Origin of the sequence: Clostridium weizhouense (assembly GCF_019431045.1) — a bacterium.
In the GTDB taxonomy this organism is placed as follows: domain Bacteria; phylum Bacillota; class Clostridia; order Clostridiales; family Clostridiaceae; genus Clostridium; species Clostridium weizhouense.
Genome location: NZ_JAHXPT010000001.1, coordinates 284,718 through 300,087, shown reverse-complemented (window position 1 = coordinate 300,087; position 15,370 = coordinate 284,718). Strand labels below are relative to the sequence as shown.

General features: G+C 27.7%; 16 protein-coding genes. 10 read left to right on the top strand and 6 right to left on the bottom strand.

Annotated elements, in window-relative coordinates; all coding sequences use genetic code 11:
- Positions 1-140: 140 nt before the first annotated feature.
- Together hydA and KYD98_RS01415 are read left to right on the top strand one after the other, a co-directional pair.
- A complete protein-coding gene (gene hydA, locus KYD98_RS01420; protein WP_219777805.1) occupies positions 141-1,541 on the top strand; it encodes a dihydropyrimidinase in 1,401 nt (466 codons plus the stop codon).
- A gap of 34 nt (positions 1,542-1,575) precedes the next feature.
- The gene (locus KYD98_RS01415) at positions 1,576-1,851 is read left to right on the top strand and encodes a hypothetical protein (protein WP_219777804.1); all 276 of its coding nucleotides are present in this window, start codon (positions 1,576-1,578) and stop codon (positions 1,849-1,851) included.
- Between the two features lie 123 nt (positions 1,852-1,974).
- On the opposite strand, the gene KYD98_RS01410 is transcribed toward KYD98_RS01415, so the two are convergent.
- Positions 1,975-2,463: a hypothetical protein gene (locus tag KYD98_RS01410; RefSeq protein WP_219777803.1), complete on the bottom strand. Its 489-nt coding sequence runs from the start codon at positions 2,461-2,463 to the stop codon at positions 1,975-1,977.
- Positions 2,464-2,476: 13 nt separating this feature from the next.
- Positions 2,477-2,920 carry a hypothetical protein gene (locus tag KYD98_RS01405; protein ID WP_219777802.1) on the bottom strand — a complete coding sequence of 148 codons (444 nt, stop codon included), beginning with the start codon at positions 2,918-2,920 and terminating at the stop codon, positions 2,477-2,479.
- 143 nt (positions 2,921-3,063) lie between these two features.
- Between KYD98_RS01405 and KYD98_RS01400 the strand changes: the two genes are divergently transcribed.
- Positions 3,064-3,633, top strand: a complete 570-nt coding sequence (locus tag KYD98_RS01400) for an Rpn family recombination-promoting nuclease/putative transposase (protein WP_219777801.1) — start codon at positions 3,064-3,066, stop codon at positions 3,631-3,633.
- Between the two features lie 123 nt (positions 3,634-3,756).
- Here the strand turns inward: KYD98_RS01400 and KYD98_RS01395 are convergent, their stop codons facing one another.
- The 4 genes from KYD98_RS01395 to KYD98_RS01380 form a co-directional block, all read right to left on the bottom strand.
- On the bottom strand, positions 3,757-4,245 hold the full coding sequence (locus KYD98_RS01395) for a hypothetical protein (protein WP_219777800.1): 489 nt from the start codon (positions 4,243-4,245) through the stop codon (positions 3,757-3,759).
- Between the two features lie 12 nt (positions 4,246-4,257).
- Positions 4,258-4,746, bottom strand: a complete 489-nt coding sequence (locus tag KYD98_RS01390; protein ID WP_219777799.1) for a hypothetical protein — start codon at positions 4,744-4,746, stop codon at positions 4,258-4,260.
- 12 nt (positions 4,747-4,758) lie between these two features.
- A complete protein-coding gene (locus KYD98_RS01385; protein WP_219777798.1) occupies positions 4,759-5,202 on the bottom strand; it encodes a hypothetical protein in 444 nt (147 codons plus the stop codon).
- Positions 5,203-5,467: 265 nt separating this feature from the next.
- Positions 5,468-5,941, bottom strand: coding sequence for a nucleoside deaminase (locus KYD98_RS01380; RefSeq protein WP_219777797.1), 474 nt, complete (start codon positions 5,939-5,941; stop codon positions 5,468-5,470).
- Positions 5,942-6,797: 856 nt separating this feature from the next.
- Between KYD98_RS01380 and xdhA the strand changes: the two genes are divergently transcribed.
- The 7 genes from xdhA to KYD98_RS01345 all read left to right on the top strand — a co-directional run bounded on the left by xdhA (position 6,798) and on the right by KYD98_RS01345 (position 15,183).
- Complete coding sequence (gene xdhA, locus KYD98_RS01375; protein WP_219777796.1) at positions 6,798-9,098, top strand: xanthine dehydrogenase molybdenum-binding subunit XdhA; 2,301 nt, start codon at positions 6,798-6,800, stop codon at positions 9,096-9,098.
- 17 nt (positions 9,099-9,115) lie between these two features.
- The gene (xdhB, locus tag KYD98_RS01370) at positions 9,116-9,997 is read left to right on the top strand and encodes a xanthine dehydrogenase FAD-binding subunit XdhB (RefSeq protein ID WP_219777795.1); all 882 of its coding nucleotides are present in this window, start codon (positions 9,116-9,118) and stop codon (positions 9,995-9,997) included.
- Positions 9,990-10,463, top strand: a complete 474-nt coding sequence (gene xdhC, locus KYD98_RS01365) for a xanthine dehydrogenase subunit XdhC (RefSeq protein ID WP_219777794.1) — start codon at positions 9,990-9,992, stop codon at positions 10,461-10,463. Before xdhB ends, xdhC begins: the two co-directional genes overlap by 8 nt.
- A 362-nt stretch (positions 10,464-10,825) precedes the next feature.
- Entirely contained in the window at positions 10,826-12,100 is a 1,275-nt protein-coding gene (locus KYD98_RS01360; RefSeq protein ID WP_258049582.1) for a nucleobase:cation symporter-2 family protein, read from the top strand.
- A gap of 286 nt (positions 12,101-12,386) precedes the next feature.
- On the top strand, positions 12,387-13,421 hold the full coding sequence (locus tag KYD98_RS01355) for an ABC transporter substrate-binding protein (RefSeq protein WP_219777792.1): 1,035 nt from the start codon (positions 12,387-12,389) through the stop codon (positions 13,419-13,421).
- On the top strand, positions 13,418-14,407 hold the full coding sequence (locus tag KYD98_RS01350) for a FecCD family ABC transporter permease (protein ID WP_219777791.1): 990 nt from the start codon (positions 13,418-13,420) through the stop codon (positions 14,405-14,407). The genes KYD98_RS01355 and KYD98_RS01350 overlap by 4 nt, the downstream gene beginning before the upstream one ends.
- The gene (locus tag KYD98_RS01345; RefSeq protein WP_219777790.1) at positions 14,404-15,183 is read left to right on the top strand and encodes an ABC transporter ATP-binding protein; all 780 of its coding nucleotides are present in this window, start codon (positions 14,404-14,406) and stop codon (positions 15,181-15,183) included. Before KYD98_RS01350 ends, KYD98_RS01345 begins: the two co-directional genes overlap by 4 nt.
- Positions 15,184-15,370 lie beyond the last annotated feature (187 nt).

The following is a 15,370-nucleotide window of genomic DNA, read 5'->3' as shown; positions in this document are numbered from 1 at the left end:
TGAGTTGCACCGCTTAAAGTTTTTTATGATAACTCATATGTTTTAGGTATGATAATAAGCATTGTAATTTACACTGTATATTTAATGAGAGCAAAGAAATATAATTGATATAGAGAGAAAAATTAAGTGAGGTGATTAATATGTCTTTATTAATAAAAAATGGAACTATAGCAACTGCTAGTGATATTTATAACGGGGATATTTATATTGAAGATGGCGTTATAAAAGAAATTGGCATTGATATAAAAAAAGAAGCAGATGAAATAATAGATGCTAAAGGGAAGTATGTTATTCCAGGAGGAGTAGATGTTCATACTCATTTAGATTTAGATGTTGGAATAGCTATTGCAAATGATGATTTTTATACTGGAACAGTAGCAGCAGCTTGTGGTGGAACAACAACTATCGTAGATCATATGGGTTTTGGACCTAAAGGGTGTAATTTAAAACATCAAGTTGATGTTTATCATGGATATGCTGATGATAAAAGTGTAATAGATTATAGTTTTCATGGGGTTGTTCAACATGTAGATGATAATATAATTGATGAAATGAAAGAAATAGTTGAAGAGGAAGGAATACCTAGTTTTAAACTTTATTTAACTTATGATTATATGATTGATGATGAAGGTGTACTTAGAGTATTAAATAGGTTAAAAGAATTGCAAGGTATTGCAACTATTCATTGTGAAAATCATGGAAGTATAAAACTTTTAAGAGAGAAGTACGTTAGTAATGGACTTAAGAGTGTTAAGTATCACCCTTTAACTAGACCAGCTGAAAGTGAAGCAGAAGCTATTAATAGAATGATAAATATGGCCTCAATAGTAGAAGATGCACCACTTTATATAGTTCATCTTTCATCAGGATTAGGACTAGATTATATAAAAATGGCAAGAGAAAGAGGAGAAAAAGTATATGCAGAAACATGTCCTCAATACTTACTATTAGATGAAAGCAAATATGAACTTCCAAACGAGGAGGCATTAAAATATACAATTAGTCCTCCATTAAGATCTAAAAGTGATATAGAAAAATTATGGAAAGGAATTAATGACGGATATATACAAACAATAGCAACAGATCATTGTCCATTTTCTCTTAGTAAAGATAAGCAAAAAGGAAAAGATGATTTTACGAAGTGTCCTAATGGGGCTCCGGGAATAGAAGAAAGAATTCCACTTATGTTTTCAGAAGGAGTTATGAAAGGGAGAATTAGCTTAAATAAATTTGTAGAGTTATGCTGTACAAATCCAGCTAAAATGTTTGGATTATATCCTAAAAAAGGAACTATACAGGCAGGTTCAGATGGAGATATAGTAATAATTGATCCAGAAAAGGAAGTTACCTTAACAAATTCTAAATTACATTCTAATGTAGATTACTCTGCATATGAGGGCATAAAGGTAAAAGGATATCCAATAATAACTATTTCACGTGGTAAAATAATAGTTAAAGATAATAAATTTATAGGGGAAAAGGGATACGGTAAGTTTATTAAAAGGTCAAAAGTAGATTTAAATAATATTGGATTATCTTGAATTTATAGATGCAAAGTCAAAGGAGGGTATGAAAATGCTAGCAGAAAAGAATGAAAATATAAAAACAGCATATGAAATACTTGAAAGAGCAAGTAAAAGTAAAGAAGCTCGAATGGCATATGAAGCAAGACAAGCGGAAATAATGGACCAAATGACTAGAGAAAAAACTGCAAGAGAAGAAGGCAGAAAAGAAGAAAAAATAGAGAATGCTAGAAGTTTCTTGTTATTAGGAGTAGATATAGAAAAAGTAGCAAAAGGCACTGGGTTAAGTATAGATTTTGTAAAAAAATTAAAAGATGAAATGAATTAAAATATTAACAGTAAAAGACTTAAAATTAACTTATTTTAGGGGATGTAGTGAGATTTGTGTAAAAGCAAATTTACTACATCCTTTTTTGATACAATATATAAATAAAAATTCTGAACAATCTTTTTATTTGCAACCATATTGTGTAAGCTTTTCTTTAAATAAATCACAGAATTCTGAAAAACAATCTGGTAAAAAGTCAGGATTAGTTAAGCTTAAATTTTTAGCATAATCTTTCATTTTATCTATAAATGGCAAGAAACTATTAGGGTTGCTTCCATCTGTAACAAAAGATGGAACTGATATTCCCTCATTTTCCATAATAGAAAGCATTCTATTATAATACAAGCTCATATCTCCCCCATTACCACCTAAAGTTTCTACATATCCAAATTCTGAACAAGCATCTTTAAAAGCATCATGGGCTTTTTTAGTATTAATTACATTTTCATTTTTCTGATTAATTTCTATACCATCGCTAGAACTTGAAGTTTTATTGATTGAATCTTTATTATCAGTTTTATCTGATACTCTATATAAGATTGTTTGTTTAACAAGATCATTCTCCGTTATATTAAGCCTTTTATGATAGTTGTTGTCATGTATTTTATACATAAAATCTCCTCATTTATTTGCAACCATATTGTGTAAGCTTTTCTTTAAATGAATCACAAAAATCTAAAAAGTCATTAGTAAGTGGCATCGCTCCATATTGATGAAAATCAGGATCAGTCATTAAGTTTTTAGCATAATCCTTCATTTTATCAATAAACGGAAGAAATTTAGTGCTATTTTCAGGAGTAAAGTCAGGAACTTGTATTCCATCCTGTTCCATCATATGTTTTATTATAATATATTGTCCTGAGAAATCTCCAAAATCCATTTTTTTAGCATCTTTAAAAGCATCAAAAGCTTTTTTAGTATTAATTACATTTTCATTTTTTTCTTTTATTTCTATTGAATCAGTAGAAATGTTTTCACTAACATTTTTTTTATTTATATTTAGTAATTGATTTTTAGAAAAATCAGAATGAACTATATTTTTATAATTTAGATTATTATATATTTCCATAAAATCACTCCTTTAATTAAATTATCCTTCTTATTATCGTTATAGGAATAAATAACCTTAATAGTAAAAAATAATAACATATGTTTATAGTTGTGAATGAGATTATGATTTTATAAAAAGTTCAAAATTAATAATGAGTTTTTATGAATAGAATGTTGATAAATATAGATTATAATAAATTAAAGAAATATATAGTTATAAATATTATAGATTTTGAGTGTATACTAGTAAATAAGATTCATACGACATATCATATAATAGAAGATGAAACAGGATATAAATTAACAGACGTATTAGAAGTACATTTTTTAGAGACACCAAAACTTAAGAGAGCACAAGAGTTAAAAGATATAAACGATTCTATATTAGATTGGTTAGAATTTATAGATGCAAAGTCAAAGGAGGGTATGAAAATGCTAGCAGAAAAGAATGAAAATATAAAAACAGCATATGAAATACTTGAAAGAGCAAGTAAAAGTAAAGAAGCTCGAATGGCATATGAAGCAAGACAAGCGGAAATAATGGACCAAATGACTAGAGAAAAAACTGCAAGAGAAGAAGGATTAAGAAAAGGAATTGAACAGGGTATAGAAAAAGGAAAAATAGAAAATGCTAGAAGCTTCCTGTTATTAGGAGTAGATATAGAAAAAGTAGCAAAAGGTACTGGGTTAAGTATAGATTTTGTAAAAAAATTAAAAGATGAAATGAATTAAAATATTAACAGTAAAATACTTAAAATTAACTTATTTAAGGGGATGTAGTGAGATTTGTGTAAAAGCAAATTTACTACATCCTTTTTTGATACAATATATAAATAAAAATTCTGAACAATCTTTTTATTTGCAACCATATTGTGTAAGTTTTTCTTTATATAAATCACAGAATTCTGAAAAACAATCTGGTAAAAAGTCAGGATTAGTTAAGCTTAAATCTTTAGCATAATCTTTCATTTTATCTATAAATGGCAAGAAACTATTAGGGTTGCTTCCATCCGTAACAAAAGATGGAACTGATATTCCTTCACGTTCCATTACACGAATCATTGTATTATAGTATAGGCTCATATCACCACCATTACCACCTAAAGTTCCTACATATCCGAATTCGGAACAAGCATCTTTAAAAGCATCATGGGCTTTTTTAGTATTAATTACATTTTCATTTTTCTGATTAATTTCTATACCATCGCTAGAACTTGAAGTTTTATTGATTGAATCTTTATTATCAGTTTTATCTGATACTCTATATAAGATTGTTTGTTTAACAAGATCAATCTCCGTTATATTAAGCCTTTTATGATAGTTATTGTCATATATTTTATACATAAAAATTCTCCTTTATTTGCAACCATATTGTGTAAGTTTTTCTTTAAATAAATCGCAGAATTCTGAAAAACAGTCTGGTAAAAAGTCAGGATTAGTTAAGCTTAAATCTTTAGCAAAATCTTTTATTTTATCTATAAATGGTAAGAAACCACTAGGATTGCTTCCATCCGCAACAAAAGATGGAACTGATATTCCTTCATCTTTCATTATATCGACAACTGTATTATAATATAAGCTCATATCTCCCCCATTGCCACCTAAAGTTCCTATATATCCAAATTCGGAACAAGCATCTTTAAAAGCATCATAAGCTTTTCTAGTATTAATTATATTTTCATTTTTCTGATTAATTTCAATATCATCACTAGAAATTAAATCTTTATTGATTGAATTTTTATTATCAGTTTTATCTGATACTCTATATAAGATTGTTTGTTTAACAAGATCATTTTCGGTTAAATTAAGTCTTTTATGATAGTTGTTGTCATGTATTTTATACATAAAAATTCTCCTTTATTTGCAACCATATTGTGTAAGTTTTTCTTTAAATGAATCACAAAAATCTAAAAAGTCATTAGTAAGTGGCATCGCTCCATATTGATGAAAATCAGGATCAGTCATTAAGTTTTTAGCATAATCCTTCATTTTATCAATAAACGGAAGAAATTTAGTGCTATTTTCAGGAGTAAAGTTAGGAACCTGAATTCCATCTCTTGACATCATATCTTTTATTATAAGATATTGAAGAGACATATCGCTAAGTTCTTCGTTATTAGTATCTTTAAAGGCATCATAAGCTTTTTTGTTATTGATAGTATTAGAATTTGTTTCATTTATTTCTATTGAATCAATAGAAATATTTTCACTAACATTTTTTTTATCTATAGTTGGTAATTGATTTTTAGAAAAATCAGAATGAACTATATTTTTATAATTTAGATTATTATATATTTCCATAGAAATTCTCCTTTAATTAAATTATCCTTATTATTATCGTTATAGGAATAAATAACCTTAATAGTAAAAAATAATAACATATGTTTATGAATAGAACTGTTGATAAATTTATAATAAATTAAAGGAATATATAGTTATAAATATTATATATTTTAAATATGAAATGAGGATATACAAAAAATGTATACCCTCATTTTTAATGTTGATATTGAGTTTAATGGCAAAGTAGCATTATCAACTTTATATATAAATTTTTAAGGAGATCTTAATAACGTGTTTTATTTTGACTGTTTGTCCACATTTCAAATGCAGTCATGCAATTTGTTTTATCTATTTGTTCTAAGTCTAAGACTTTTTTATCAGTACAGTCACTTTTTAAGAAATTTAATATATGTTCATCTCTAAATCCTATATCTGCTGCATCTTTAACAGTACAACCATAGTAAACTTTTGATATATTAGACCATATTATTGCTGACATACACATTGGACAAGGTTCAGATGTTGTATATAATTCACATCCACTCAAATCAAATGTAGAAAGTTTTTTACAAGCTTGTCTTATTGCATTCATTTCACCATGAGCTGTAGGATCATTATCTTTAATTACTGTATTATTAGCAAGGGCTACAATTTCTCCATCTTTTACAATAGCAGCACCAAAAGGCCCACCTTCTAAATTTGACATACCTTCTTTACATTGTTTAACACATAAATCCATTATATCTTTTTGTTGCATTTTAACATCCTCCATAATATTATCTAGTCCTTATATAAACTCTTTTATTGATTGTGTTTTAATACAAAATTCATTAATATTAATAATAATTGTAATAGCAATTTTTATGCCATAAATGTTTAAAAATGGTAAAATAAATTTTGATCTAATTTATATTTATCTTACTTAGAACTTATATATTTCGTTATTTTAAAAATTAAAAATCAATATAAAGTTTAAATTTATCACTTAAAATAAATTTATAAAAGTTATATTATCAAAATGATAAAACAATTATCACTTTGATAATACCAATAAACAGCTTATAACTAATAATATGTAATTTAACAATATTTAATTACCAAAATGATAAAGAATTAAAGGTTAAAAGTTATAAAAAATAATCAACATGTAAATGATTACCTGGATTATTGAAAAAGTGTTATTATAACAGTTAAATTAATTAATAAAGAATATAAAAATATATAAGATCCAATAAAGTTTGTTCGTTAATATAAATCTTAAAATATTTATAAATCATATGACTTACCAGTATAGTGGCAACTTAGATAGAAAATCTATGATATATATGCTTCTAACTAGATATTATTTTTCATAAAAATTATATAAAAGATTATAAATGTAATAACTTAATTAGAATATATATATTAAAAAAAGAAAGAAAAATCTTATAAATTTAATTCTGGCATAAAATATGCTAAATATTAGTATTAATATGGAATATTACAAAAAAGATATTATGGTATTGAAATATATAATAAGTACAACTTTTTTGTATTCATGTTAAAATATAACAGTATAATATGTGGCATGTCCGCACTTATTCTATTTTATGTGAATTTTATGGAGGTGTAATATGACAAATAATATAGTGGGAAGTAGTGTAGCGAGATTTGATGCTACAGCTAAAGTTACTGGTAAAGCAAAATATGTAGATGATTTTTTTGTAAACGATATGTTAGTAGGTAAAGTTTTAAGAAGCCCTTATGCTCATGCTATAGTAAAAAATATAGATACTAGTAAGGCAAAGGCATTAGAAGGTGTAGAAGCAGTTATTACGTATAAAGATCTACCTAATATTAAATTTGGGACTGCTGGGCATCCATGGTCATTAGATCCAGCACATAGAGATATAGAGGATAGATTAATTCTTACTAATAAAGCTAGATTTGTTGGAGATGCTATTGCTGCTGTTGTAGCAGTAGATGAAATAGTTGCATCAAAAGCTTTAGAACTTATAGATGTTGAATATGAAGTTTTAGAACCTATAGTAAAGAGTGAAGATGCTTTAAAAGAGAATGCACCAATAATCCATGAAGAAAGACCAAATAATATTTTAAGTTCCTTTGGATCAGAAATTGGAAATGTAGAAGAAGATTTTAAAAATGCTGATACAATATTTGAAGATAGTTTTGAAACAAGTATAGTTCAGCATTGTCATATGGAAAATCATAGTACTTATGCTTATGTAGATAGTGAAGATCGTATTGTTATAGTTTCTTCAACTCAAATTCCTCACATTGTAAGAAGAGTTGTAGGACAAGCGCTTGGAATAGCCTGGGGAAAAATAAAAGTTATTAAACCTTATGTTGGCGGTGGTTTTGGAAACAAACAAGATGTAGTTATTGAACCATTAACTGCTGCTATGTCACTTGCAGTTGATGGAAGACCAGTAAAATATACATTAGATAGAGAAGAGTGTTTTATTGATACCAGAACTAGGCATTCTATGAAAATTAAATTTAGAACAGCAGTATCAAAGGATGGAAAATTATTATCATTGGATATAAAAAATCTTGTGAATAATGGGGCTTATGCTTCTCATGGTCATTCTGTTGCTATGAGTGCAGGAGGAAAATTTAGAGGAGTATATGATTTTAATTCAATAAAATATAGTCCTACAACAGTATATACAAATTTACCAGCAGCAGGGGCAATGCGGGGATATGGAGCTCCACAAATGTGTTATGCGTTGGAAAGTCACATAGAGGATATTTGTAGAAAACTTAATATGGATTCTTTAGAGTTTAGGATTAAAAATTTTGTTACTGAAGGTTATGTTGAACCGCTTAGCAAAAATGTAGTTCGTGCATTTGCATTGCCAGAATGTATTGAAAAAGGAAAAGAATTAATTAAGTGGGATGAGAAAAAGAGAGAATATAAGCAATATAATGCTAAAAATAAAGATAAAAAAAGAGGCGTAGGGATGGCTTGTTTTAGCTATTTTACTGGAACTCATCCTGTAGCATTAGAACCAGCTGGAGCAAGAATAGTAATGAATCAAGATGGTTCAGTGCAATTACAAATTGGAGCAACCGAAATAGGACAAGGTAGTGATACAGTTTTTGGACAAATGGTAGCTGAAATTCTTGGATTAAAAATAGATATGGTGCATGTGATTTCTATGCAAGATACAGATGTAACTCCTTTTGATACTGGTTCTTATGCATCAAGACAAACATTTGTAAGTGGTGCTGCTGTTAAGAAATGCGCTTTAGAAGTTAAAGACAAAGTGCTAGCATTTGCAAGTAGTAAATGTGGATTAAATTCTAGTGAGTTAGATATTGTTGATTGTCAGGTTGTAGAAAAAAGATTAGGCAGAGTAATATGTCCACTTGAAGAAATTGCTATGGAATCATACTATGATAGAATTAAATGTTGTCCTATAACTAGTGATACATCAGTCAATGTTAGAATCAATTCAATTGCATATGGTGCTACATTTGCAGCAGTAGAAGTTGATATTGCGACAGGTAAAATAGAAGTTTTAGAGATATATAATATTCATGATTCAGGTATGATTATGAACCCTATGTTAGCAGAAGGGCAAGTACACGGTGGAGTGAGTATGGGACTTGGATATGCTTTATCTGAGCAAATGTTATTTGATGAAAAAACTGGTAAGCCACTAAATAATAATCTTTTAGATTATAAATTACAAACTATAATGGATACTCCAACTATTGGATCAGCTTTTGTAGAAAAATATGAACCAGCAGGTGGATTTGGTCAAAAATCTATGGGAGAAAATACAACAGTTTCACCAGCACCAGCAGTTCGTAATGCTGTTTTAGATGCTACAGGAGTAGCATTTAATAAGATACCTATGAATCCACAATCTGTTTTTGAAAAATTTAAGGAAGTTGGATTAGTGTAATTTAAGGAGGACTTAGAATGTTTGATATTAAAGATATATTAGAACCAGAAACTTTAGAGGAAGCATTGGAATTATTGAATCAAAATTCTCAACTTAAAATAATAGCAGGAGGAACTGATGTTTTAATAAGATTACATCATAGGAATATTAAGGACATTGAACTATTAAGCATTAGAAAAATAAAAGGACTTGATGAAATTAAAATGTTAGAAGATGGCTCAATAGAAATAGGTGCAATGGCAACATTTGCACAAATATTTAGAAGTGATATTATTGAAAAAAATATAAAAGTTTTAGGTGAAGGTGCGGTTTCTATGGGGGGACCACAGGTTAGGAATATGGCGACAATAGGTGGAAACGTTTGTAATGGAGCTGTATCAGCAGACAGTGCACCAGCATTATTTGCTCTTAACGCTAAATTAAAATTAAGAAGTAAAGATAATGAAAGAATTGTTCCAATACAGGAATTTTATTTAGGACCAGGAAGAGTAGATATAAAAAGTGATGAAATATTGCTTAGTTTAATAATTGAAAAGCAAAATTACGAGAATACAAGAGGTCATTATATAAAATTTAGTAACAGAAAAGCTATGGATATAGCAATGGTTAGTGTAGCTGTTGTATCTTCAATTGAAAATAACAAGTTTAAGGATTTAAGGATTGCACTAGGAGTATCAGCTCCAACTCCAATAAGATGTAGTGAAGCTGAAACTTATGCTAAAGGTATTGAAATAACTGATGAAAACATAAATAAAATTGCTGAACTTGCAGTAGGGTCATCGAAGTCAAGAAATTCATGGCGTGCATCTAAGGATTTTAGAGAGCATTTAATTAAAGAATTAACTAAAAGAGGAATAAAAAAGACTATAGAAATAGAAGGTGGAGAAGACAATGAGTAATGCAAAAATGAAAAAAATATCAATGACAGTAAATGATAAACCTTATACATTAGAAGTTGATATAAGAGAATCTTTGCTTGATGTTTTAAGAAATAAATTACATCTTACAGGAGTAAAGTGTGGATGTCATGTTGGAGAATGTGGAGCGTGTACTGTATTAATTGACGGAACACCTACTGATTCATGTATATATATGGCTGCCTGGGCAGATGGTAAAACTATTTTAACTATTGAAGGTGTTAAGAAAAATGGTAAATTATCAAAAGTCCAACAAGCATTTATTGATGAAGGTGCTGTTCAATGTGGTTTTTGTACTCCAGGATTAGTATTAACATCCACAGCTCTTGTTAATAGTGGAAAGAAATATACTGATGAAGAAATAAGAAGAGAAATTTCAGGGCATTTATGTCGTTGTACAGGATATCAAAAAATATTTAATGCAACTAAAAAGGCTTTAGAAAAATAATTATTTTTGAATGAAGAGATTTAAGTAAAATTAATAATAAAATATACTGCTATAAAGAAATAATAGAAGTTAAAGATATCTAAGTTCCAATAAATTTTGTTCATTAATATAAATATCAGAATATTTATAAATGTTATGACACTCAAGTATATTTAGGAAATTATATAGAAAATTTATATAGAGCAAAATATATTCTAAAGGCAAAATTATATTCTGAGGTAAAAATTATCTAATCAAGGATAATAGCTGGAAAATTAAATAGTTAAGGTTTAGGGGGAAGGTAAAAAATGAAGTCAAAGCAAGAATCAAAAAAAGATTCTCAATTTAACACTAAAACCGATGAAACGCCAAGCATAAAATTAATGTATGGAGTTAATGATAAACCAAGTTTTCCAACACAAATTTTACTAGGATTACAGCATATATTTGCTGCTTTTGGTGGAATTATAGTTGTACCATTAGTAATTTCAAGTGCTTTAGGTTTTGATGTTAAGACATCAACAACTTTAATTAGTACTTCAATTTTAGCAGCTGGCATTGTAACAATTATTCAAGCAAGAGGTGTTGGGCCAGTTGGAGCTAGAGTTGCTTGTATAATGGGAACAGATTTTACATTTGTAACACCATCAATAGCAGTTGGATCAGTAGCTGGACTTCCAGGAATAATAGGAGCCACTATTTTAGGAGCTTTTGTAGAAATTATTTCAAGTTTTTTTATTAAACCACTTATGAAATTATTTCCTCCATTAGTTACTGGAACAGTAATTTGTTTAATCGGATTAACACTACTTCCGGTATCAATAGATTGGGCAGCAGGAGGGGTAGGATCACCAACATATGGAAGCATACAAAACATTTTAATTGCAATGTTTATAATGGCCATTACTTTATTATTAAATCATTATGGAAAAGGTATGTTAAGTACAGCATCTATTTTAATTGGTATGGTTGTTGGCTATATTATTTGTATACCATTTAGAATGGTTGATTTTTCTATAGTTAGTCAAGCTAGTTGGTTATCACTTCCAAGAATATTTCAATATAGTGTAGACTTTGATATTAAAAATGTTATATCATTTGTACCTGCTTATTTTGTTACAACAATTGAAACAGTAGGATGTTTAAAAGCTATTGGACAAGTATCTGGAATAAAGGATGAGGATAATAGGATTGGACAAGGTATTTTAGCTGATGGTGTAGGTAGTATGTTAGCAGGTGCATTAGGTACATTCCCTAATACTTCATTTAGTCAAAATGTAGGATTAATACCATTAACTAAAGTTGCAAGCAGATATGTGGTAATTATGGCTGGAATGTTATTAGTTATACTTGGTCTATTTCCTAAATTTGCAGCGTTAATTAATATTATGCCACAACCCGTTTTAGGTGGAGTTGGAATCGTTATGTTTGGTACAGTTGCTGCATCTGGAATTCAAACATTAAGTAGAGTTAAATTAACTAACCGTAACTTATTAATAATAGCAGTATCTATAGCATTAGGTCTTGGAGTAACTTTTAGACCAGAGATCATATCACAATTACCAGAAGGTCTAAAAATGATATTTGCTTCAGGAATTTCTACAGGAACAATTTCTGCATTAGTTTTAAATTTAGTATTAAAAGAAAAAGATTTATAGAAGTTTCATATAAAAGGACTGTATACAAAAGCATATATATATATATTTATTTGCTATATTTAAGTGAATGTTAATATTGAATATAATGATGAATTGGCATTGAAATTTGCTTTTGTCAATGAATTCTATATTCAATATTAACTTTTTGATATAAAACTCATTGATTTAACTAAAATATACTAAAAATAAAAATATATTTTAAACAAATATGGAAAATATATACTGGGAAACAAACAATTAATATGCAATAATGTAATTAAAATACATAATAAGAAAGGGGTACCATATGAGAAAAATAAAAAGAATTTGGTCCATTATATTAACATTTGTATTAATAACAACTTTTTTTGTTGGGTGTGGAAAAAGTAAAGAAGTAGTTAGTAATAATGTGGACAAAACTATTACTGTTGAAGATCAATTAGGAAGAAAAGTAGAAATAAAAGGGGAAGTAAATAAAATAGTTTCAAGTTATCCTATTACAACTTCACTTTTAGTAGCTTTAGGACTTAAGGATAAACTTACAGGTGTTGAAATGAAACCTAAAGATAGAGAACTTTATAAAAGGGTTGCGCCAGAATTTTTTGATCTTCCACAAATAGGTTCAGCAAAAAGCATAAATGTGGAAGAGTGCGCAAAGATAAAACCAGATTTAGTTATAATTCCAACTAGAATTAAAGAAGTAATTCCACAATTTGAACAACTTAATATTCCAGTTATAGCTGTAGAACCAGAATCATTAGATTCATTTTTAGATTGTGTAAAACTTGTAGGAAAGTCTACTAATACAGAAAAAAGAGCTAATGAAATAGTAAAATACTATGAAGATAATCTAGAAAAAGTAAAGAAAATAAATGAAAACAATAATAATAAACCTAAGGTTTATTTATCAGGAAGTGCAAATGTTTTAAGAACATGTACATCAAAGATGTATCAAGATTACATGATAAAAGCTTCTGGTGGAAATAATGTGACTTCATCGCTTGAAGATGGTTATTGGGTAGATATATCAGCTGAACAATTATTAGCTTATAATCCAGATATTATTTATATTGTGCAATATGCTAAATATAGCGTAGAAGATGTGCTTAATGATGAAAGATTAAAAGACGTAAATGCAGTAAAAAATAAGAAAGTTTTTGTTATACCATCTGTAATAGAACCTTGGGATTATCCAACACCATCATCAATTTTAGGTATTCTTTGGATGACAAATAATATTAATCCAGATAAATATTCAAAAGATGAATTTGAAAAGACAGCAAAAGATTTTTATAAGAAATTCTTTAATTTAGAAGTAGAAAATAAGGACATTGGAATATGAGATTAAGATATTCTAAAGTGATAAGTAGCATTATCTTATTGATATTAATAATTAGCTCTCTATTAATAGGAAGATATAATATTAAACCAATAGATATAATAAAAACTATGTTTTATGGACAATTTAATTCATTAGAATTTAATCTGATTTGGAACATAAGATTTTCAAGGGTAGTATTAGTATCAATAAGTGGAGCTGCATTATCACTATCAGGAATAGTTTTTCAAAGTATATTTCAAAATCCAATAGTATCTGCTGATGTACTTGGCGTAAGCTCAGGAGCCTCTCTAGGTGCAGCAATTGCTATAGTTTTTTTACCTTTTTCTCCAATAATAATTCAAGTAATGGCATTTATTTTTGGAATAGGAGCTGTGATTTTTTCATTACTTTTATCTAGACAAATGAGAAGCAATAGAATATTAGCTCTTATTATATCAGGTATTGTAACTGGTGCAATATCATCATCGTTTTTAATGATTATAAAGTATTTGGCAGATCCATACAAAGAATTACCATCAATAGATTTTTGGTTAATGGGTGGATTTTATAATAGTACATGGAATAGTGTATTGTATGTATTTATATTAACAACTATATCAGCAGTAATATTATTCTTATTTAGATGGAGATTAAAAGTGCTTACTATGGGTGATGAACAGGCAAAACTTTTAGGGGTTAATGTTAAGGTTATCAGAATAATTGCTATATTTTGCTCAACTCTTTTAGTATCTGCTGTAGTTTCTGTGGCCGGAATTATAAGTTGGATAGGTCTATTAGCACCTCATATAGTAAAGTTTTATGCTAAAGATGACATATCAGAAGTTATGGGATTAACTATGGTTGTTGGAGCAATAATTCTTATAATAGCAGATACTATTGCAAGAAGTTTAACTTCAACAGAAATTCCAGTTAGTATATTAACTTCATTAGTAGGTGCACCGTTTTTAGTTTATATTCTTAATCGAAAGGAAAATTTTATTAGATGAAAAGCGATTTAGAAATAAATAATTTAAGTGTCAGATATTCAAATAAAGCAGTATTAAAAAATATTAATCTAACACTTAAAAGAGGAGAAGTTACAATACTTTTAGGATTAAATGGAGCTGGAAAAACAACTTTATTAAAGTCTATGACTGGACTTATGAAAAGCATTACTGGGGAAGTAATTTATGATAAGAAAGATATATTAAAGCTTTCTAATAAAGAAAGAAGTAAATTAATATCTTATATTCCACAAAATTTACATACAAGTCAAAATTATAGTGTTCAAGATGTAATTCTTATGGGGATCACACCGTACCTTGGAGTATTTGATATGCCAAGTAAAGAGCATCATGAATTAGTGAAAGATATTTTAAAAAAATTAAATATAGAGTATTTAAAAGACAAGTATATAAGTGAAATTAGCGGTGGAGAAAGAAGACTGGTTTATTTAGCAAGAATATTTATTCAAAATTCTAATATCATACTTTTAGATGAACCAAATACTTTTTTGGATTATGTAAAACAACATGAGTTTTTTAAATTTATTAGTGATTTAATTAAACAAAATAATCTAATTAATTTAATTACAGTACATGATATTAATTTAGCATTGAGATATGCAGACAAAATAGTGATATTAAATGCAAATGAAATAGTGGATATTATTGATTGCAAAATTGAAGGTTATGAGAAAAAATTTATAAGTTTAATGGAGCAAATTTATAACAAAAAACTTGAACTATCTTATACAAAGTTTGGTCCTGTTATAGTTTGTTAATATAATAGTATTTTATTTTTAAATTAAGTTATATAGTGCAAATTTTAATGCTAAATTTTCAGTTTTATAATGCAGAATAACTTTAATTAATTTATATATTTGGAATTTTAATGTTCAATATAACATATTTAAATATTTGATTTATTGAACAAATCTTATTACACATATATATAATTTAAAATTAAAA